Source organism: Roseivivax halodurans JCM 10272 (assembly GCF_000521785.1).
GTDB lineage: Bacteria > Pseudomonadota > Alphaproteobacteria > Rhodobacterales > Rhodobacteraceae > Roseivivax > Roseivivax halodurans.
Genome location: NZ_JALZ01000005.1, coordinates 151,351 through 171,683 on the forward strand (window position 1 = coordinate 151,351; position 20,333 = coordinate 171,683).

General features: G+C 66.6%; 21 protein-coding genes. 4 read left to right on the forward strand and 17 right to left on the reverse strand.

The genetic code is table 11. The features are described 5' to 3' along the window. Nucleotides 1-49: 49 nt before the first annotated feature. Nucleotides 50-1,318, reverse strand: coding sequence for a polyhydroxyalkanoate depolymerase (phaZ, locus tag OCH239_RS06910; RefSeq protein WP_037260434.1), 1,269 nt, complete (start codon nt 1,316-1,318; stop codon nt 50-52). Between the two features lie 112 nt (nt 1,319-1,430). Between phaZ and OCH239_RS06915 the strand changes: the two genes are divergently transcribed. The 4 genes from OCH239_RS06915 to phaR all read left to right on the forward strand — a co-directional run bounded on the left by OCH239_RS06915 (nt 1,431) and on the right by phaR (nt 5,279). Next, nucleotides 1,431-3,236, forward strand: coding sequence for a PHA/PHB synthase family protein (locus tag OCH239_RS06915; protein WP_037260263.1), 1,806 nt, complete (start codon nt 1,431-1,433; stop codon nt 3,234-3,236). 130 nt (nt 3,237-3,366) lie between these two features. Further along, nucleotides 3,367-3,822 carry a phasin family protein gene (locus OCH239_RS06920; RefSeq protein ID WP_037260265.1) on the forward strand — a complete coding sequence of 152 codons (456 nt, stop codon included), beginning with the start codon at nt 3,367-3,369 and terminating at the stop codon, nt 3,820-3,822. Between the two features lie 292 nt (nt 3,823-4,114). Continuing rightward, entirely contained in the window at nt 4,115-4,570 is a 456-nt protein-coding gene (locus tag OCH239_RS06925; protein WP_037260266.1) for a phasin family protein, read from the forward strand. Between the two features lie 160 nt (nt 4,571-4,730). Then, complete coding sequence (phaR, locus tag OCH239_RS06930; protein WP_037260267.1) at nt 4,731-5,279, forward strand: polyhydroxyalkanoate synthesis repressor PhaR; 549 nt, start codon at nt 4,731-4,733, stop codon at nt 5,277-5,279. A gap of 27 nt (nt 5,280-5,306) precedes the next feature. On the opposite strand, the gene OCH239_RS06935 is transcribed toward phaR, so the two are convergent. The 16 genes from OCH239_RS06935 to secG all read right to left on the reverse strand — a co-directional run bounded on the left by OCH239_RS06935 (nt 5,307) and on the right by secG (nt 20,320). After that, a complete protein-coding gene (locus tag OCH239_RS06935; RefSeq protein WP_037260269.1) occupies nt 5,307-6,494 on the reverse strand; it encodes a DegT/DnrJ/EryC1/StrS family aminotransferase in 1,188 nt (395 codons plus the stop codon). Between the two features lie 103 nt (nt 6,495-6,597). Then, the gene (locus tag OCH239_RS06940) at nt 6,598-7,899 is read right to left on the reverse strand and encodes an NAD(P)/FAD-dependent oxidoreductase (RefSeq protein ID WP_037260271.1); all 1,302 of its coding nucleotides are present in this window, start codon (nt 7,897-7,899) and stop codon (nt 6,598-6,600) included. Between the two features lie 76 nt (nt 7,900-7,975). Further along, complete coding sequence (locus OCH239_RS06945; RefSeq protein WP_037260274.1) at nt 7,976-9,340, reverse strand: glutamine synthetase family protein; 1,365 nt, start codon at nt 9,338-9,340, stop codon at nt 7,976-7,978. After that, nucleotides 9,337-10,020, reverse strand: a complete 684-nt coding sequence (locus tag OCH239_RS06950) for a type 1 glutamine amidotransferase (protein WP_037260276.1) — start codon at nt 10,018-10,020, stop codon at nt 9,337-9,339. The genes OCH239_RS06945 and OCH239_RS06950 overlap by 4 nt, the downstream gene beginning before the upstream one ends. A gap of 120 nt (nt 10,021-10,140) precedes the next feature. Beyond that, the gene (locus OCH239_RS06955) at nt 10,141-11,475 is read right to left on the reverse strand and encodes a glutamine synthetase family protein (RefSeq protein WP_037260437.1); all 1,335 of its coding nucleotides are present in this window, start codon (nt 11,473-11,475) and stop codon (nt 10,141-10,143) included. 46 nt (nt 11,476-11,521) lie between these two features. After that, a complete protein-coding gene (locus tag OCH239_RS06960) occupies nt 11,522-12,328 on the reverse strand; it encodes an ABC transporter permease (RefSeq protein WP_037260279.1) in 807 nt (268 codons plus the stop codon). 91 nt (nt 12,329-12,419) lie between these two features. Continuing rightward, nucleotides 12,420-13,304 (reverse strand): ABC transporter permease, encoded by an 885-nt coding sequence (locus OCH239_RS06965; RefSeq protein WP_037260282.1) that lies wholly within the window; start codon nt 13,302-13,304, stop codon nt 12,420-12,422. Nucleotides 13,305-13,348: 44 nt separating this feature from the next. Beyond that, the gene (locus tag OCH239_RS06970) at nt 13,349-14,074 is read right to left on the reverse strand and encodes a transporter substrate-binding domain-containing protein (protein ID WP_037260285.1); all 726 of its coding nucleotides are present in this window, start codon (nt 14,072-14,074) and stop codon (nt 13,349-13,351) included. A gap of 36 nt (nt 14,075-14,110) precedes the next feature. Continuing rightward, a complete protein-coding gene (locus tag OCH239_RS06975; RefSeq protein WP_051489338.1) occupies nt 14,111-14,911 on the reverse strand; it encodes an ABC transporter ATP-binding protein in 801 nt (266 codons plus the stop codon). Between the two features lie 150 nt (nt 14,912-15,061). Beyond that, entirely contained in the window at nt 15,062-15,502 is a 441-nt protein-coding gene (locus OCH239_RS06980; protein ID WP_037260288.1) for a tellurite resistance TerB family protein, read from the reverse strand. Nucleotides 15,503-15,537: 35 nt separating this feature from the next. After that, on the reverse strand, nt 15,538-15,951 hold the full coding sequence (locus tag OCH239_RS06985) for a tellurite resistance TerB family protein (RefSeq protein WP_051489339.1): 414 nt from the start codon (nt 15,949-15,951) through the stop codon (nt 15,538-15,540). A 122-nt stretch (nt 15,952-16,073) separates the two neighbouring features. Further along, complete coding sequence (locus tag OCH239_RS06990; RefSeq protein ID WP_037260291.1) at nt 16,074-16,865, reverse strand: 23S rRNA (adenine(2030)-N(6))-methyltransferase RlmJ; 792 nt, start codon at nt 16,863-16,865, stop codon at nt 16,074-16,076. Nucleotides 16,866-16,905: 40 nt separating this feature from the next. Continuing rightward, complete coding sequence (cutA, locus tag OCH239_RS06995; RefSeq protein ID WP_037260293.1) at nt 16,906-17,241, reverse strand: divalent-cation tolerance protein CutA; 336 nt, start codon at nt 17,239-17,241, stop codon at nt 16,906-16,908. Nucleotides 17,242-17,263: 22 nt separating this feature from the next. After that, nucleotides 17,264-17,935 carry a DUF2306 domain-containing protein gene (locus OCH239_RS07000; RefSeq protein WP_244430317.1) on the reverse strand — a complete coding sequence of 224 codons (672 nt, stop codon included), beginning with the start codon at nt 17,933-17,935 and terminating at the stop codon, nt 17,264-17,266. A 130-nt stretch (nt 17,936-18,065) separates the two neighbouring features. Then, a complete protein-coding gene (locus tag OCH239_RS07005) occupies nt 18,066-19,709 on the reverse strand; it encodes a CTP synthase (RefSeq protein WP_037260298.1) in 1,644 nt (547 codons plus the stop codon). A gap of 212 nt (nt 19,710-19,921) precedes the next feature. Then, nucleotides 19,922-20,320, reverse strand: a complete 399-nt coding sequence (gene secG / locus OCH239_RS07010) for a preprotein translocase subunit SecG (protein WP_037260300.1) — start codon at nt 20,318-20,320, stop codon at nt 19,922-19,924. Nucleotides 20,321-20,333 lie beyond the last annotated feature (13 nt).

Consider the following 20,333-nt stretch of genomic DNA (forward strand, 5'->3'; position numbering starts at 1 on the left):
GGGGCGCCCGTTGGGCGCCCCTCATCCAGACAGCAGCAGGCTTTTCGGGTCAGTTCACGACCGAGAGTTCGGGAGCCGCCGCCGGAGCGGACGAGTTCTGGTCGATGAAGTCGAGCACGAGCGGGCGGATGTTCTGACGCCACGACCGGCCGGCGAAGATGCCGTAATGGCCGGCACCCGGCTCGAGATGGCTCGCCTTTTTCTCGGGGGGCAGGCCGGTGAGCAGGTCGAGCGCCGCAACGCACTGACCGGGCGCGGAGATGTCGTCGTTCGCGCCCTCGACCGTCTTCACCGCGACCGTGGTGATCTTGCCGATATCCACGGGTTTGCCCTCGACGGTGAATTCGTTCTTGGCGATCTCGCGTTCCTTGAAGATGCGCTCGACCGTCGAGAGATAGAATTCCGCCGGCATGTCCATCACGGCGAGGTATTCGTCGTAGAAGCGGTTGTGGGCATCGTGATCCGAGGCCTCGCCGCGCGCGACCCGCATGATCTGCTCCTGGAAGGCGTTCGAATGCCGGTCCATGTTCATCGACACGAAGGAGGACAGCTGCAGCAGCCCGGGATAGACGCGTCGCCCGACGCCCGCATACTTGAAGCCGACGCGCTGGCACATCGTCTCCTCGAGCTGGCCCATGGTCACCCGATGACCGAAATCGGTGACGTCGGTCGGCGTCGCGTCGGGATCGATCGGCCCGCCGATCAGCGTCAGCGAACGGGGCTGCGCATCGGGATCTTCCTCGGCGAGATAGGCTGTGGCCGCCAGCGTCAGCGGTGCCGGCTGGCAGACCGCGATGACATGCGTGTCGGGACCGAGGTGGCGCATGAAGTCCGCTAGATAGAGGGTGTAGTCCTCGACGTCGAACTTGCCCGCGGAAACCGGGATGTCCCTCGCGTTGTGCCAGTCGGTGACATAGACTTCGCAGTTGGTTAAGAGTGATTTGACGGTCGAGCGGAGGAGCGTCGCGTAATGGCCGGACATGGGCGCCACGAGAAGGATCTTGCGCGGCTGCGTCTCGCGCCCCGTGACTTCGAAGTGAAGCAGATTGCCGAAAGGCTTCTCCACTTCGGTCCGGACATGGACGAGATGGTCGCGCCCGTCGTCGCAGGTCATCGAATCGATACCCCAGTCGGGTTTCGCGACCATCCGCTCGAAGCTGCGCTCCGTGACCTCGCCCCAGGCTGCCATCCAGCTGATCGCGGGGTTGGGCAGCGCGGCCATGTAAGGGTAGGAGGCGAACGTGCGGGCCGTGGCCCCGAGCCACTGGCTCGTGTTCCGCATGGCCTCCATCGGGTCGTAGGTCATCATGTAGCGCATGATCTGCGTCTCCTTTCGCCGAAGCGGGGTGCGCATGAGTGTCCCCGCGTCACGCTGCATGCGCTCGGCGAATAATGCTGCACCGCGGAGAATCTAGGGGGGAATACGCCGGATGACAACTGAGACGAACGCCGCACGGGAACCGAATGTCGTGCGCCTTAACGAAAATCTGGCCAAGGTCGAGGAACTTTCGCAGCGCCTGATCTCTGCCATGACGCAGAAAAAGACGGTGAATCCGGCACTTTCGGGCCCCGACCAGAAGCTCTATGCGCAGGCCGTGACCGCCTATTGGCAGGAATGGTTGCAGAACCCAGCCAAGGTCATGGAGCACCAGATCGAATACTGGGGCAAGTCGGTGAAGCATTATCTCGAGGCGCAGCAGGCGCTGGCCTCGGGCAAGCTGCAGGCGCCCGAGGATCCCGGCCCCTCCGACAAGCGCTTCCAGAATCCGCTCTGGGAGAGCCACCCCTATTTCAACTTCATCAAGCGGCAGTACCTCATCAACTCCGAGGCGCTCCAGCAGGCCGTCGCCGACATCGAGGACATGGATCCGAAGGAAAAGCGGCGGCTGAACTACTTCGCGCGGCAGATCGTCGACATGATGGCGCCGACGAACTTCCTGCAGACAAACCCCGACGCGCTCGAGAAGGCGCTCGAGACCGAGGGCGAGAGCCTCGTGAAGGGGCTCGAGAACCTGATTGCCGATCTCGAGGCCAATGACGGCGAGCTGGTGGTGCGGCTTGCCGACGAGGAGGCCTTCAAGATCGGCGAGAACATCGCGACCGCCGACGGCGAGGTGGTCTACCGCAATCGCATGATGGAGCTGATCCAGTACGCGCCGACCACCGACAAGGTGAAGGAGACGCCGATCGTCCTCTTCCCGCCCTGGATCAACAAGTTCTACATCCTCGACCTGAAGGAGAAGAACAGCTTCATCCGATGGGTGGTCGAACAGGGCTACACGCTCTTCGTGGTCAGCTGGGTGAACCCCGACGAGGAGTACCGGGACGTCACGCTGGACGACTATATCGAGGACGGATTCCTGGCCGCGATCGAGCAGGTCAAGGAGATCACCAAGCAGGACCGCATCAACGCGATCGGCTATTGCATCGCCGGCACGACGCTGTCCCTGACCCTGTCGCTCATGAAGAAGCGGGGCGACAAGTCGCTGAAATCCGCGACCTTCTTCACCACGCTCACCGATTTCAGCGAGCAGGGGGAGTTCACGCCGTTCCTGCAGGACGATTTCATCGACGGGATCGAGCAGGAGGTGAACCGCGAAGGCGTGCTGCGGTCGTTCATCCTCTCGCGCACCATGTCGTTCCTGCGGTCGAACGATCTGGTCTACGGGCCCGCGATCAAATCCTACATGATGGGCGAGACGCCGCCCGCCTTCGATCTGCTTTACTGGAACGGCGACGGATCGAACCTTCCCGGAGCGATGGCGGTGCAGTACCTGCGCCGCCTCTGTCAGGACAACGCCTTCTGCGATGAGGGAATGGAGATCCTCGGCGAGATCGTCCACATCAAGGACGTCGACCTGCCGATCTGCGCCATCACCTGCGAGACCGACCACATCGCCGCGTGGAAGGATTGCTACCGCGGCATGTCAAAGACCGGCTCGCGCAACCGGACCTTCATCCTGTCGGAATCGGGGCACATCGCCGGCATCGTGAACCCGCCGTCGAAGAAGAAGTACGGCCATTACATCAACGACGATCTTACGGGCACCGCCGAGGAGTGGAAGGACGGTGCCAAGTATCACGAAGGGTCCTGGTGGCCGGTCTGGGAGAGCTGGATCTCGAAGCGCTCGGGCAAATGGGTGGAGCCGCGCACGCCGGGTGATTCGGACCATCCGCCGCTCTGCCCGGCGCCCGGAACCTACGTGAAGGTCAAAGCGCGTCAGGCAGAACATTGACTTAGCGGAAACTTTCTGCGCTGCAGCAAAAATTCTTGAAATGCTGCAGTGCAGCGTTCATATTCGTGTCAGCAATTTAAGCGACGCGGGGTCGGCCCGCGCCCCCAGGTAGCTGACAGAGGTGAATGCAATGGCCGCCAAGACCCAAGACTTCCAGACGATGATGAAAGACATGATGGGTGCCTTCCCGGTGGACACCGCCGCGATGGAAGACGCCTTCAAGACCACCGCGACGCTGAACGAGAAGCTCTCGGGCGTGGCGCTCGAGGCGGCCGAGAAGTCGACCGAGCTGTCGGCCAAGTGGACCAAGGACACGCTCGAGAAGATGTCCGAGATGTCGAAGGCCAAGAGCGAGCCCGCCGACTACGCCAAGGCGATGAGCGACTTCGCCACCGCGCAGGCCGAGATGACCGCCGAGCACATGGCCGCCTTTGCCGAGATCGCGAAGAAGGTCCAGATGGACACGGTCGAGCTGATGATGGCCGCCGGCAAGGACATGTCCGAGGACGCGTCCGCTGCCATGAAGAAGGCCACCGAGGACATGACCGCCAACGCCAAGAAGGCGACGTCCACCGGCTCCAAGTAAGAGTTTCGAACTCGCGTCACTCCTCCTCCCATCCGTGACGCGACCCTCTGGCGGGCTGTCAAAGCCCGCCATTTTTGTGTCCGAACCGCTATTATGCAGGTGCCGCAACGACTTCGGGGAAATCGGCGAATTGTCGCTGTAAGCCTCTGAAAACCATGCCGAGAAAAAATGCTGCAATGCAGCAAAAACCTCTTGAAGACCCGACGTCAGTTCCCACATAGAGATCACAGCAGGCGGGAAGGCATCCCCACCGCCCGCCCCGAGACACGAGACACCGAGAGGAGGCGCCGACATGGCCACTCAGCAGAACCAGAACTTCGACACCATGATGCGCGACATGATGAACGCATTTCCCGTGAACGCCGAGAGCTTCGAAGACGGCTTCAAGCGTGGCGCCGAGCTCAACGAGAAGCTCGCGAGCATCGCCGTGGACGCTGCCGGCCAGAGCACCGACCTCAGCGCCGACTTCACCCGCAAGACGCTCGAGCGCATGAGCGAGCTGACCAAGGCGAAGGCAGAGCCGCAGGCTTATGCCCAGTCCATGGCAGACTTCGGCCAGAAGCAGACCGAAGCGACCGTGCAGATGATGCAGCGCTTTGCCGAGATCGCTCAGTCGACCTCGACCGCGACCGTCGACGTGATGTCGAGCTTCGGCAAGACCGCGCAGGAAAAAGCGGCCAACACCGCCAAGAAGAGCGCAGCCAACGCCAAGAGCGCCGCGTCCACCGCAGCCTCGAACGCAGCGTAAATCGCGCCGCCCCCGACGGGGCGCAGAAGATACTCACGGCAGGCTCCGGATCCGGGGCCTGCCGTTTTTCGTTCTGTCCTCACGGCATCAGGAGGCTTGCTCCCGCGGCAAGCCTCGGCCTAGAGTTTGCTGCACCTGCGCAATCCGAGGGGAGCCCGCCTTGTCCGATCAAGAAAACCCGCTTCTGATCAAGCGTTACGCCAGCCGTCGTCTCTACAACACGGAGACCAGCGATTACGTGACGCTCGAGGATATCGCGGGCTTCATCCGGGATGGGCGCGACGTGAAGATCATCGACCTCAAATCCGGCGACGATCTCACGCGGCAATATCTCCTCCAGATCGTGGCCGAGCACGAGAGCCGCGGCGAGAGCGTCCTGCCGATCAACGTGCTGACGGACCTCGTCCGCAGTTATACCACGCAGGCGACCTCCATGGTCCCGCAATTCCTCGCCGCCTCCTTCGACGCCTTCCGTCAGGGCCAGGAGAAGTGGGTCGAGAACATGAACTCCATGAACCCGATCACCAAGATGCCGGGCTTCGAGGCGATGCAGGCTCAGCAGGAAGCGTTCCTCAAGGCAATGACCGGCGGCGCCAAACCCGGCTGGCCGAGCGGCCCGCAGGCGGAAGGCGAGGAAGAGGAGAGCCTCGAGGACATCCGCAAGCAGCTCGCGACGCTTCAGGCCAAGCTCTCGAAGATGGACAAGTAGGGCAGGGGGCGTCCCCGCCCCGCCGCCTCAGGTGCCGTAGGCGCGGGCCGGGCTCATGACATGGGCCGCGGCGGCGACGAGAACGTCGGCCACCGCCTCGCACTCGTCCTCGGTCAGCCGCGCCGGCAGCCGCGTGTCGCAGGCCCGCATCAGCATCGCGCGCGTCTTCGGCAGATCCGGCACCTCGCCGAGGAAATTCCAGTTCCAGAAGGCCCGCGCGTTGTCGGCGCTCATCCCGAAGACCTGCACCTTGACGCCTGCCGCCTCCGCTGCCGCGGCAAAGGCGAGAACCTCGTCGTCGCTCATGTCCGAGAGGTTGAACTGCAGGGAATCCGGGGCGCGCTCCTCCGGGGCAAGCTTCTCCGGCACCGAGATCCACGGGCTGAGGGACAGCCGCTCCGCGACGAGGTCGTGGTTGCGTCGCCCCCGCGCCACCCGCTCGTCGATGAGCGGGATCTGCGGCCGGATGATCGCCGCCGAGAGGTTCGAGAGCCGCTGGTTGTAGAGCGGCAGGCGGTTCTGCCAACGGGCAAAGGCCGAATGCAGGACCGGGTGCTTCTTCCAATTGTGCTCGTAGGCGCCCGACATGATGACCGCCCGCGCGATCACGTCCGGATCGTCCGACACCAAGAGACCGCCTTCGCCCGCGTTCACGAGCTTGTAGCTCTGGAAGCTGAAGCAGCCGATCTTGCCGATCGTGCCGATGTTGCGTCCGTGCCAGCGCGTGCCGAGCGAATGCGCCGCGTCCTCGATGACCGGCACGTCCGCGGCGTCGCAGAGCGCCATGATCCGGTCCATGTCCGAGGTGTGCCCGCGCATGTGGCTGATGATGACGGCCTCGACGCCCGGCAGCTTGGCCGCAAAATCCTCCATGTCGATCCGGTAATCGGCGCCCACCTCGCAGAGCACCGGCACGCATTCGGCGTGCAGCACCGAGGAAGGCACCGCGGCGAAGGTAAAGCCCGGCAGCATGACGCGGGCGTCCCGCGGCAGACCGAGCGCCTTCAGCGACAGGAACAGTGCGGCCGAGCAGCTCGACACCGCCAGAGCGTAGGCCGAGCCGAGATGCGCCGCGAACTCCTCCTCGAGCAGCGTCACCGGGCTGTCCTCGGAGGTGTAGCGAAAGAGGTCCCCCGAGGCGAGCAGCCGGTCGATCTCCGCCTGGGCCTCGGCCGGGATCGGTTCGGCCTGGTTCATGTCGGGGATCTGGGTCATGGCGCCGGTCCTCACGTTGATCTTTCAGGTTCTTAGACCGGGGCTCCGCCACGCGCCAAGCACTATCGGATTTTGGGGCGCACGTGACGCAGGGCCCGTGGCGTCAGAACCCCAGACGATCGCGCATCGCATACCATGTCATTGCAAGCGCAAGCAGCGGCGTGCGGCCGCGCGCACCTCCGGGAAAGGTCGGGGTCGAAACGGCGGCCATCGCGTCGAACCCGTCGGTCTCTCCCGCAACAGCCCGCGCCATCAGCTGGCCCGCATGGACCGCCGTGCCGACGCCGTGCCCCGAATATCCGCCCGCTGACAGGATGCGCGGCGCGGGCCTGCAGAGATGCGGCATCCGGCTCATGGTGATCCCGAGGGTGCCGCCCCAAGCATAGTCGAGCCGGACGTCCCGGAGCGACGGGAAAACCTTCAGCATGGGCTTCGACACCGTCCTGCGGATGTCCGGAAAGCGGTAGCCGTAGCTCTCGCCGCCGCCGAAAAGCAGCCGCTTGTCGTGGCTCAGCCGGAAGTAGTTCACTACGAAGCGCGCATCCGCGACCGCGATGTCGCGGGTCATGACCTCCGCCGCGCGGTCGCCCAGCGGCTCGGTCGCCACGATGAAGTTGTTGATCGGCATGACCCGCCGCGCGACCTCGGGCTGCAACCCGCCGAGATAGCCGTTCCCGGCGAGGATCACGTGCTCGGCCTCGACGACGCCGTCCTCGGTGACGACCCGGTTCGGCGTACCCGGCTCGACGCCGGTCACGTGGCTGCCCTCGCAGATCGACGCGCCCGCATCCCGTGCCGCGCGCGCCAGCCCGAGCGCGAAGCGCAAGGGGTGCAGGTGGCCCGCATCCATGTCCACGATCCCGCCGCGGTAATCGGGAGAGGGGCAGATCCCCTGCCAGCTCTCGCGCCCGTGCACTTCGATCGCATCGTAGCCGTAGCGCGACGACAGGTGCTCCGCGTAATCGTGCAGCTCGTGCACGTCGCGGTCCGACGAGGCCGTCCAGGCGACGCCCGGCTTCAGGCCGCATTCGATGTTGTGCCGCGCGATCAGCTCCTTCACGAGGCCCTTGGCCTCCTCGGCAAGCTCCCAGAGCCGCCGCGCATCCGCCTCGCCGACGCTCTTCTCGAGCTTCAGCTGATCGGCGCGCTGCCCCGACCCGAGCTGCCCGCCGTTGCGGCCCGAAGCGCCGAAGCCGACGCGCTGCGCCTCGAGCAGCACCACGTCGCGCCCGGCCTCGGCGAGGTGCAGCGCCGCCGAGAGCCCGGTATATCCGCCGCCCACGACGCAGACATCCGCCTTGCGCGTGCCCTTTAGGGGCGCGAACCGCGCCAGCGGCTCGGCCGTCGCTGCATACCAGCTTTCGGGGTACTCGCCCCGCCGATCGTTCGCGAAGAGCAGATCCACGCGGCCCGTCCTTCTTCTTGACGAAAATATCCCGGGGAGCGCGAGGGGCTGGCCCCTCGCTTGCGGCGCGCCCCGCTCAGACGTTCAGAAGCAGATGCTCCCGCTCCCACGGGCTGATAACCTGCAGGAATTCCTCGTATTCGGCCCGCTTCACGATCGAGTAGACGCGCGCGAATTCCGGCCCCAGCACCTCGTGCAGCGCGGCCGCCCCGTCGAAGAGGTCGAGCGCCTGGCCGAGGACCCGCGGGATGTCGCCCTCGCCCTCGTAGGCGTCCCCCTTGAACTGCTTGGAGGGCCAGCGCTCCTCCATCAGCCCGAGATAGCCGCAGGCGAGCGACGCCGCGATGCCGAGATAGGGATTGCAATCCATGCCCGCGAGGCGGTTCTCGATCCGGCGGCTCTCGGGGCCCGAGAGCGGCACGCGGATGCCCGTGGTGCGGTTGTCCCGCGCCCATTCGAGGTTGATTGGGGCGGCGTGGTCGCGCACGTAGCGGCGGTAGGAATTGACGTAGGGCGCAAGCACCGCGATCGCCGAGGGCAGGTGCGTCTGCATCCCCCCGATGAAGTGGAAGAACGCGTCGGTCTCGCCGCCTTGCGGGCCCGAGAAGATCGACTTTCCAGTCTCGATGTCGTTGATCGAGTGGTGGATGTGCATCGCCGATCCCGGCTCGTCCGCGATCGGCTTGGCCATGAAGGTCGCGAAGCATTCGTGCCGGAGCGCCGCCTCGCGGATCAGCCGCTTGAAGAAGAACACCTCGTCGGCGAGCTTCACCGGATCTCCGTGCCGCAGGTTGATCTCGAGCTGGCCGGCGCCGCCCTCCTGCGTGATGCCGTCGATCTCGAAACCCTGTGCCTCGGCGAAATCGTAGATGTCGTCGATCACCGGGCCGAACTCGTCCACCGCGGTCATCGAATAAGCCTGACGCGCCGCCGCGGGCCGGCCCGAGCGGCCCATCATCGGCTTGATGTCCTGGGCTGGATCGGTGTTGCGCGCGACGAGGTAGAATTCCATCTCGGGCGCCACGACCGGCTGCCAGCCCTGCTGGCGGTAGAGGTCGACCACGCGCTTCAGCACGTTGCGCGGCGCGCATTCCACCGGCCGGCCCTTGCGGTCAAAGGCATCGTGGATCACCTGCAGCGTCCAGTCCCCGGTCCAGGGGGCGGCGGTCGTCGTCGCCATGTCCGGATAGAGGATCATGTCGCGCTCGATGAAGCCCTCTTCCTCGTCCGCCGCCTCGCCCCAGTCGCCGGTGATGGTCTGGTAGAAGATCGAATCCGGCAGGTGGAAATACTTCATGCGCGCGAATTTCGACGCGGGCACCGCCTTGCCCCGGGCGATCCCGGGCAGGTCCGAGATGATGCATTCGACCTCGTCGAGCCGGCGCCCCTCGAGATAGGCGCGTGCCGCCTCGGGAAGGGCCACTGTCCAGTCCTCGCTCATGTCAGGGTGCCTTCCCGGAAGAACCGTTCGAACTGGGTCCAGATCGCCTCGCGGTCGTTCGGCGAGCCGAGCTTGGCGCGCGCCCCTTCGAGCAGCGCGTCGGGCACGATCCCGGGACCGCGCGTATCGATCAGCGCCTCGGTAAAGGCGTCGTCGAACTCGGGATGGGCCTGCACCGAGAAGATCCTGCCGTCGTAGAGCAGCGCCGCGTTCTCGCAAAACGGGTTCGAGGCGATGGACTTGGCGCCATCGGGCGCCTCGACGACCTGATCCTGGTGCCAGGCGTTCATCGTCTTCGGTCCGTCCGGGAACTGGTAGGTATGCGAACCCACGGCCCAGCCGTCGCGATACTTCTCGACCCGGCCGCCGAGCGCCTGCGCGATGATCTGGTGGCCGAAGCAGACCCCGATGAGGGGGCGGCCGCTGTCACGGATGTCTCGCACGAGCTCTTCGAGCGGCGGGATCCAGGGATGATCCTCGTAGGCGCCGTGCTTCGAGCCGGTGATGATCCAGCCGTCCGCCGCCTCGGGGCCGGGCGGAAAGTCGTTCTCCAACACCGACCAGGCCTCTGTGTCGAAACCGCGCGCCTGAAGATGCGCGGCGAACATGTCGGAATATTGCCCCCACCGCGCGGAGAGGCTGTCGGGCAGAAGCCCGGTCTGAAGGATGCCGATCTTCATGAAACACCGTTGAGGGGGCTGTCGTCCGCGACCCTAGACGCCGGGGCAGCGGCGGGCAAGGCGGTCTCTCGGACCCGGCACCATGTCCGGAGGCGCGCACCTCCGGACACCGTTCGCGGCTCAGACCGTGTCGAGATAGATCGTGACCTGCTCGGCCGGCGAGAGCTCGTTCATGTAGTAGACCTCCTGCCGCTTGGTGAGTAGCAGGTTGCGGATGAGCTCCGGCGGCAGGAACCGCGGAACGATCTCGCTCGCCTCGAACGCGTCGATCGCCGACGTCCAGTCGCCCGGGATCTGCCCCAGCCCCTGCGCGTAGGCGTTGCCGGTGATCGGCTCGGGCGGCTCCACGCCCGCCTCGATGCCCTCGAGCGCTGTGCCGAGGATCGTCGCGAGCAGCAGGTAGGGGTTCACGTCGCCCCCGGCGACGCGGTGTTCGATCCGCCGTGCCTTGGGGTTGCCCGACGGGATCCGGATCGCCGAGGTGCGGTTCTCGTAGGCCCAGGAGATGCCCGTCGGTGCGTGCGCGTCCGGCACCAGCCGGTCGTAGCTGTTGAGATGCGGCGCGAAGATCAGCGTCGAATCGTGCATCGCCGCAAGGCACCCCTGCACCGCGTGGCGCAGCGTGTCGGTGCCCCGCGGGCCCCCGTCGTCGAAGATGTTCTGGCCGTTCTCGTCGAGGACCGAGAAATGCGTGTGCAGTCCGGAGCCCGGGTAATCCTCGTAGGGTTTGGCCATGAACGAGGCAGCGAAGCCGTGCCGCCGCGCCATCCCCTTCACCAGCATCTTGAAGAACCACGCATCGTCCGCGGCCCTGAGCGCGTCGTCGCCATGCATGAGGTTAATCTCGAACTGGCCGAGCCCCGCCTCCGAGATCGCCGTGTCGGCGGGAATGTCCATCTCCTCGCAGGCGTCGTAGAGGTCGGTGAAGAAGGCATCGAACTGGTCGAGCGTGCGGATCGACATGGTCTCGGCCGCCTTGCGACGCTTCCCCGACCGCGGGCTGACCGGCACTTCGAGATTGCGCCCCGAATCGTCGATCAGGAAGAACTCGAGCTCGCAGGCCACGACCGGCGTCAGCCCCTTCGCCCGGTATCTCTCGAGCACGGCGCGCAGCGCGTGCCGCGGATCGCCAGCGAAGGGCCGCCCGTCCTCGCGGAACATCCAGATCGGCAGGAGCGCGGTCGGCGCCTCGAGCCACGGCATCGGGATGAAGCCGCGCTCGGTCGGCCAGAGGATTCCGTCGCGGTCGCCGCTCTCGAAGACCAGCGGGCTGTCGTCGATGTCCTCGCCCCAGATGTCGAGGTTCAGCACCGACATCGGAAAGCGAGTGCCGTCGTCGATCACCTTGTCGGCGAAACGCGAGGGCACGCGCTTGCCGCGCGGCTGGGCGTTGAGGTCCGCCGCCGCCGCCCGGATCGTCCGGATCTGCGGATTGCGGCGCAGGAAGGTCTTCATGTGGTCGCGGGGCGCCATTCGGGGCCTTTCCGGGATGCTTCTGTCGTCAGCGCACGAGGATCGGACGGATCCGCAGCCTCGCGCGCCGGGTTTGCGGAAGATGACGGTTGAGCCGCCGGTTCGCCAGCCCGAAGAGGCCGATCACCGTGAGCGTCAGCAGGATGAAGTATCCCGCTAGGATCGGGTAAGGCACGAACGGATTGAACGTCTTGTCGGCGAAGTAGCTCGCGTAATAGAGCGCGTCGCCCTTCTGCTGCCGCGCCGGGAAGCCCGAGAAGAAGACGAGCGCGGTGGCGTGGAAGAGGAAGATCGCCTCGTTGGTATAGGCGGGCCAGGCGAGCCGCAGCATCGTCGGCCAGGTGATGCGCCGGAACTTGCTCCAGCCGTGGAAGCCGTAGGCGTCCGCCGCCTCCATGTCGCCCTTCGGCACCGAGAGGACCGCACCGTGGAAGATCTCGCCCGAATAGGCGGCGGTGTTCAGGAAGAGGACGATCGTCGCCCCGAGCCAGGCCGCGGTGAAGGGGTCGAAGAACGGGTAGGCCGATTTCAGCGACAGGAAGGCGAAATAGGCGAAGAAGAACTGGATGAAGAGCGGCGAGCCCCGGAAGACGAAGATGAACCATTCGGACGGCTTGCGCAGCCACGGGTTCCGCGCCGCCTTGCCGAGCGCGACGGCGGTGGCGAGCAGGAACCCCGAGGCGAGCGCGAGCGTGCCGAAATAGATGTTCCAGATCATGCCCGACCCGATCAGCGTGACCTGCTGGCACAGCGTGAAGTCCGAGCGCGGCAGCAGCCGCTCCCCGATCCCGAGGCTGCGCAGGCCGTAATCGGCGATGGTCTCCCAGCAGCTCATGCGCGCACGCTCCGGTGGCCGCCGGCGCATGAGTGTTTTTGCCAAGAAGAAGCAGGGGCGGGGGCGCGCCGAATATGGCCGGGTTGCGTGGTCATGCCGCCGCCTTTCTTTGCGCCTCGCCCGCGACGGTCGCCTGCCCGTGGGTCAGGCGCGTCATCAGGCGCGCGAGCGCGATCTCGGAGACCCTCGTGAAGGCGAGGTAGAAGACCAGGAGCGCGAGGAAGTACCACATCCGCCAGTCACCGTGCGGATAGTCTGTGAATTGCGGCGTCTTCGTCCCGCCGAGCTCGCGCGCCCAGTAGACGATGTCCTCGACGCCGAGCAGGAACAGGAGCGGCGTCGCCTTGATCAGCACCATCCAGAGGTTCGACAGGCCCGGCAGGGCGTAGACCCACATCTGCGGCACGAGGATGCGCCGGAAGGTCTGGCGCGGGGTCATGCCGTAGGCTTCCGCGGTCTCGATCTGCGCGTGCGGGACCGCGCGCATGGCGCCGAAGAGCACGTTCGCCGCGAAGGCGCCGAAGACGATGGCGAAGGTCAGCACCGCAAGTCCGAAGCCGTAGCTCTCGTGCACCCATTGCGGCGCCGAGGAGAGCGGCAGCTTGGCTTCGTTGCAGACCACGAAGTCGTTGCCCTGCCAGATCGGCTGGTTCCAGCCCGGGCAGAGCGCCTTGTGGCGCAGGAACTCGAACGCCTGGTCGAGCGCGATCACGAAAAAGAGGAAGAAGGCGATGTCCGGAACACCCCGGACGATCGCGATGTAGCCCTTGCCGAGCCACGAGAGCGGCGCGATCTGGCTGCGCGCCAGCACCGCCCCGCCGAAGCCGAAGGCGAGTGCAGCCGGCGCGGTGATGGCGAGCAGCAGCAGCACCGTGCCGAAGGCACCGTAGAACGCCATGTGCTTGCCCGTCGTCAGGTAACAGGCAAGCCAGGCGAGGCCGTCGAGCGCGGCGGGATCTGAGCAGGAGCCAAGCATCGCATCTGGCGGGAGCGGGCGGGATCACCCGCCCCCGTCACGGCTCAGTACTGGCCGATCTCGTCGCCGAACCACTTCACGAGCATCTCGTTCAGCGTGCCGTCCTCCTTCATCGAGGTGATCGCCTCGTCGAAGGTGGTCTGCAGTTCGTCGTCGCTCTCGCGCAGGCCCATGCCGATGCCGCCGCCGAGCGGGACGGGATCGCCCACGAACATCAGCTCGCCGCCAGAGGCGTCGACGATCGGCTTGAGGAAGTCGTAATCGGCGAAGACCGCGTCCGCCTCGCCGTTGCGCACCGCCGCGACGGTTTCCTCGGGGTTGGCGTATTCCAGAAGCGCGGCCTCGCTCTCGGCCACATGCCCCGCCTGGATCGTCGCGGCCTGCGCGGCCACCACGCCGGCTTCGAAATCCGCGTCCTCGGAGAGGGCGACATAGGCGCTCTCGGTCGGCGGGTAGTAATCCTGCGTGAAGTCGATGACCTCGTCACGCTCGTCGGTGATCGACATGCCGGCCATGATCGTGTCGTAGTTCGAGGAGACGAGGTTGGGGATGATCGAATCCCACTCGTTCGACACCCATTCGCAGTTCAGCTCGGCCCGTTCGCACAGCTCGTTGCCGAGCTCGATCTCGAAACCGTCGAGTTCGCCCGCGTCGTTGATGAAGTTGTACGGAGGGTAGGCGCCCTCGGTGCCCATGCGGATCACGTCCTGGGCGAGGGCGGCCGAGGCCGACAGCGCCAGGACGGCGGCCGATGCGAGAATGGATTTCATGTCATACTCCCTGTTTTTGGTCGTCTTTTGAGGGGCTCAATGGCCCATGGTCGAACTGAGAAAGCCGCGCAGCCGCTCGGATTTCGGGTTCCCGAAGAGCGTGTCGGGGTCGCCTTCCTCCTCGATGAGGCCGCGGTGCAGGAACACGACATGGGTCGAGACGTCGCGCGCCATCTTCATGTCGTGGGTCACGATGATCATGGTCCGGCCCTCGTCCGCAAGCGCCCGGATCACCCGCACCACCTCCTGCTCGAGTTCCGGATCGAGCGCCGAGGTCGGCTCGTCGAAGAGGATCGCCTCGGGCTCCATGCAGAGCGCCCGCGCGATCGCGGCGCGTTGCTGCTGACCGCCGGAGAGCTGCGCGGGGTAGACGTCGCACTTGTCGCCGATGCCGACCTTGCCGAGATAGTGGCGCGCGCGCTCCTCGACCTCGGCGCGGTCGCGGCCCATCACGGTGACGGGCGCCTCCATCACGTTCTGCAGGATCGTCATGTGGGCCCAGAGATTGAACTGCTGGAACACCATCGAGAGGTTCGTGCGGATGCGGATGACCTGTTTGAGGTCCGCGGGGTGCCGGTGATGCCCCTCGCCGCGCCAGCGCACCGGCTCGCCCTTGAAGAGGATCTCGCCCTGCTGGCTGTCCTCGAGCAGGTTCGCGCAGCGCAGGAGCGTCGACTTGCCCGAGCCCGAGGATCCGATCAGCGACACGACCTCGCCCTTCCGGGCCGAGATGTCGATGCCCTTCAGCACCTCCAGCGCCCCGTAGCTCTTGTGGAGGTCGCGGATTGCGATGACGGTCTCGCTGCCGGGGCTCTGTGCAGGGGCGGTTTCGGTCACTTTGAGGGCGTCGCGCTTCTTTGCCAGATCAGGTCCGGCAGAGCATGGTCCGAAGAAACGCCGGTTTGCAACGTGCAATCCGGGCGATGTGGGGGCCGATTGCCCGGAATGACGGCAGGTCAGCCCAATTCGGAGGCGGTTGGCCCGGGCTCACTCTTTCGCCTCGACCCTCTGGCGTGCCATCGCGCTGTCCCGGTCGGTGATGCCGAGCATGTTCGACACGAGCCGCAGGAGCGAATCCTCTTCCGGGTCCCGCACCCCGTCGGCGAGCACGACCGACCACAGCGCCTCGATCACGCCCATCCGCTGCTCGTAGGGCACCGCATCCTTGATCGCGCGGGTGAAGCGCACGGTGTCGGGCGCCTCGGACTCGAGGGCCTCGGCATCGGCGCGCAACCGGTTGGCATCGTCCTCGGTAAGCCCGTAGCGGGTGCGGGCGATGCGGTCGATGCGCGCGCGCTCGTCATGATCGTATTCGCCGTCCGAGCGGGCGACGCGGACGAGCAGCGCCGTCAGCGCCAGCCGTGCGTCGGTGTCGGGCAGGGTCTCCGGGGCGGGGGCCGTCAGGCGCTTGAGCAGGTCTGCGAACATGGGCTCCGATATAGACCGCCTGCGCGCCGGCGCAATCAGGCGCGTCTCGCGTGGGGGAGCGCGACATCCGGCAAGCCGAAAGCCCGTGCGACCGATGCCGCGGTCCATGGGTCGGTCCGTCCTTCCGCCGCGACGTGCAGGAGGCTCTCGGCGAAGGCGCGGCGTTCCTCGGCCGGCACGTTCTCCGTCACCAGTCGCGCGTAGGTGCGCCCGCACGGCACGGCCGAGGCCACGTGCTCGCAGACGCGCCGCATCTCGGCGGCCTCGGTCGCGGTCAGATCGTACCGCCGGGCCAGGACCGCGTCGATGTGCTCGGCCTCGGGCAGCAGGTCGGCCAGTTCGCCTGACGCCGCTCGTACCGTCAGCGTTCCGAGCGCCACGGGCGTATCGGCCGGGTCGAGCCAGGCCATTTCAGGCATCGTCGCCCAGTAGATCAGACGAGAGGACATGACGCCGCCTCCGCTCCCGCATGCCCGCGGCCCCCTCTCCGGACCGGGATCGCCATTCGCGGCACGCCCGCAGGCGCACCGGTCACATTCGGAAAAAGCGTGGCCTGACGGACGGGGTTTGTCTAGCGCGACATGCGTGTCAGGGTGGCAAAGGCGCTCGTCAGCCGGGCGAGCTCGGCATCGAGCCCCCAGGGCGGGTTCACCGTGAAGAGGCCCGAGCCGACCATCCGGTGCCCCTCGCGCACGGGCGGGAAGTGCACCTCGTGGCGCAGACCCTCCGGAAACCGCTCCTCCAGCGCCCGCACCATGCCCCGATGCCGGGCGTCGTCGAGGATCGGGTACCACAGCATCAGGATGCCGACGTTCCACTTGTCGCCGAGCTTGGCCAGCGCCTTCGGGATCGCGGCGTAATCCGCCTTCACCTCCCAGGAGGGATCGCAGAGCAGGAGCCCGCGACGCGGCTCGGGCGGGCAGAGCGACTGCGCGAGCGCGATCCCGTCCTGCCAGTGCACGCGCACGTTCGGCCCCCGCGCCGCCGCCTCGAGCGCGTCATGCTCGGCCGGGTGCAATTCGGCGAGGTCGATCCGGTCGCAGGGGCGCAGCAGCTCGCGCGCGATCAGCGGCGAGCCCGGATAGGCCTCCGCCCCGTGCGCCGCACGCACCGCCGCCAGCGCCCGCGCATAGGGATGGCCTTCGTCGAACCAGCCCGAGGCGCGCGCGATCCCGCCCGCCGCCTCGCCGGTCTTCGCCGCCTCCGCGCCCGACAGATCGTAGAGCCCGCGGCCCGCGTGGGTCTCGATATAGCTGAGCGGCTTGTCCTTGCGGGTCAGGTAGCCCAGCACCCACGCCAGCGCGGCGTGCTTGTGCACGTCGGCGAGGTTCCCGGCATGATAGGCGTGCTGGTAGGAAAGCATGGGCGCTCTTCTGACGCCCGCGCGGCCCGCTGTCCAGCCGTCAGGCGGGGCCGGGGTCCGAGCCGTCCGGCTCGGTCTCTAGGTCGATCCAGTTGAGATAGCTCTTCGAGCCGCCCTCGATCCGGTAGGCCCAGAGCGCGGGCTCGTCGTAGGGATGCTCCCCGAGGATCAGGTGCGTGAGACCCTCGTAGGCGGAATCGGAGGTCTTGAAGAGCAGGCGCCATTCCTTGCCCTCCTCGACCTTTCCCTTCCAGCTGTAGATCGAGGTGACTTCGTTGATCTGGACGCAGGCGGCGAGGCCGCGGTCCACGGCAGTGCGCGCGATCTCCCGTGCCGCCTTGTGGTCGTCGAGGGTCGTGAAAACTGCAAGTGTCATTTATCAACCGTAACAACGCACCTCAGCGAAACAAGGGGCGGCGGAGGACGAACTCGAGAATGATGAGGTACGGTAGGTAGAAGGCGATGAAGTTCACGACGTCGAAGGGCCCGGTGAACGCCTCGTTAGATCCCGCGCCCCCGGTCGCGGCGTACCAGACCCAGTAATGCAGCCGGTAGAGGAACGATCCCAGCGCCAGCACGGCGAGCCGCAACGCCCACGCCCGGTGCCTGGGCCGATTCTTGTCGAGCGCATGATACGCCGTGTTCGCCGCCGCGATCAGCAGGAGCGCGCCGTAGAGCGCGAACCCCGCCGACATCAGCGGCCCGCCGATCGTGCCCCTGAGGGCGATGTAGAGGAGCCCGAAGATCCCCGTCACCGCAGCTGCCGTGAGCGTCACATATCCGAGCGTCCGGTGCACCCGCGGGTTCCGGGCCCGCGTGACCGGCAGAAGCTGCACCGGCGCCAGCAGCGTCACCAGCGCTCCCGCCGCCATATGCCCGAAGATCAGCACGTTCGCCGCGGGCGTCGTGAAGAACCGCGTCTCCCCGGACAGATCCGCCGTGAGCCCCCGCAGCCCGAACCCGCCCGAATAGAGAATGAACGGCATTCCGAGGAGCAGCACGGCAAGGATCGCAAATGAGGCGCGGCTGGGCATGTCGGGAAGGATGCGGCGTGGCAGGGCGTCCGGCAAGCGTCACGCCGCCGCATATTCACCCCCAAAACCGACGAGGGAGGGAAGCCCAAGCGCGCCACCCGGACACGCACCGCCGGGAGCGGAGCCCCGGCGCGGACTCAAGGGCGCAGCCCACCGAGTCCAGTCCTCAAACCAACCTCGACACCTCTTTGGCCGCCCGCACAAAATCCCGGAACAAGGGATGCGGGTCGAACGGCTTCGACTTCAGCTCGGGGTGGAACTGGACGCCGATGAACCACGGATGGTCGCTCCATTCGACGATCTCCGGCAGCTTGCCGTCCGGCGACATGCCCGAGAAGGTGAGGCCCGCCTTCTCCAGAGCCTGTTTGTAGGTGATGTCCACCTCGTAGCGGTGGCGGTGACGCTCGTCGATCGCGGTGGAGCCGTAGACCTCGGCGACGCGGCTGCCTTCGGTCAGCACCGCGTCGTAGGCGCCCAGGCGCATCGTGCCGCCCTTGTCGTCGTCGGGGCGCCGGTTGACCTTGGCGTTGCCCTGCACCCATTCCTTGAGGTGATAGACGACCGGCTCGAAGCGCTTCTTGCCGGCCTCGTGGTCGAACTCCTCGGAGCCTGCGCGCGCGACGCCCGCGACGTTCCGCGCCGCCTCGATCACCGCCATCTGCATCCCGAGACAGATCCCGAGGTACGGCACCTTGTGCTCGCGCGCGAATTGCGCCGCCTTGATCTTGCCTTCGGTGCCGCGCTCGCCGAAGCCGCCGGGCACGAGGATCGCGTGGTAGCCCTGCAGGTGCGGGGCGGGGTCCTCGCGGTCGAAGACCTCGGCATCCACCCACTCGATGTTCACCTTCACGCGGTTCGAGAGCCCGCCATGGGTCAGCGCCTCGGCGATGGACTTGTAGGCGTCCTCGAGCTGCGTGTACTTGCCGACGATGGCGACGTTCACCTCGCCTTCGGGGTTGTGGATACGGTCCGACACATCCTCCCAGCGGGTGAGGTTCGGCTTCGGCGCGGGCGTGATCTGGAACGCGTCGAGCACCGCCTGGTCGAGCCCTTCGCGGTGATAGGCGAGCGGCGCGTCGTAGATCGACGGCAGGTCCTGCGCCGCGATCACGCTGTCGGGCCGGACGTTGCAGAAGAGCGCCAGCTTCTCGCGCTCCTTCTGCGGGATCGGCATCTCGGAGCGGCAGACCAGCACGTCGGGTGCGATGCCGATCGAGCGCAGCTCCTTGACCGAGTGCTGAGTCGGCTTGGTCTTGAGCTCTCCGCTGGCCTTGATCCACGGCAGCAGCGTCAGGTGCATGAAGATGCACTGTCCACGCGGCTTGTCCTGGCTGAACTGGCGGATCGCCTCGAAGAAGGGCAGGCCCTCGATGTCGCCGACCGTGCCGCCGATCTCACAGAGCATGAAATCCACCTCGTCCTCGCCGATCGAGATGAAATCCTTGATCTCGTTGGTGACGTGCGGAATGACCTGGATCGTCTTGCCGAGATAGTCGCCGCGGCGCTCCTTCTCGAGCACGTTGGTGTAGATCCGCCCCGACGAGATGGAATCGGTCTTGCGGGCGGGCACGCCGGTGAAGCGTTCGTAATGGCCGAGGTCGAGATCGGTCTCGGCACCGTCGTCGGTCACGAAGACCTCGCCGTGCTCGAAGGGCGACATCGTGCCCGGATCGACGTTCAGGTAGGGATCGAGCTTGCGCAGCCGGACGGAAAAGCCGCGCGCCTGAAGGAGCGCGCCGAGCGCCGCCGAGGCGAGGCCCTTGCCGAGCGAAGAGACCACACCGCCGGTGATGAAGATGAAACGTGCCATGTGCCCGAGGCTCCCGTGATCCTGCCTGCGATCCTTCGCGGGGGCCGAAGCGCCGGACCCACGCAATCCTGATGCGTCCGCGGGGCGTCTCGCGCCGCGGTATCACGGGATTTAAGAATAGCCGGATTCGCAGCCGGCTGGCAACCGGGCAACAAGATGCTGTAAGCCCGCTGTTCTAATCCCGCAACGTGTGGTGGTGACGTACCGCGCGGTCAGTCCGCGCGCGGCACCAGCGGCGCGTCGTTGTCCGGAGCGCTCTCGCCATCGCCCGTGCCCGCCGACGGCGGCGGCAGCAGGGAGTCCGTGTCGAGGCCGTCGCCGGAGCCGTCCTCGGCCGCCGGAGCGCTGCCCTGACCGGTCAGCCGGTCCATGATCGACCCGCTCGACGTGTCCGCCGCGGCGAGGATGGTCAGCACCAGAGAGGTGCAGATGAAGGCCGTCGCGAGGATCCAGGTCAGCTTGTTGAGCGCCGTCGCCGCGCCGCGGGCGCTCATCGCGCCGCCGCCGCCGCCACCCATTCCGAGCCCGCCGCCTTCGGATCGCTGCATCAGCACGACGCCGATCAGCGAGAGGGCGAGCAGAAGGTGGACGATGAGGATGACGTTTTCCATTGCGGGGGCGGCC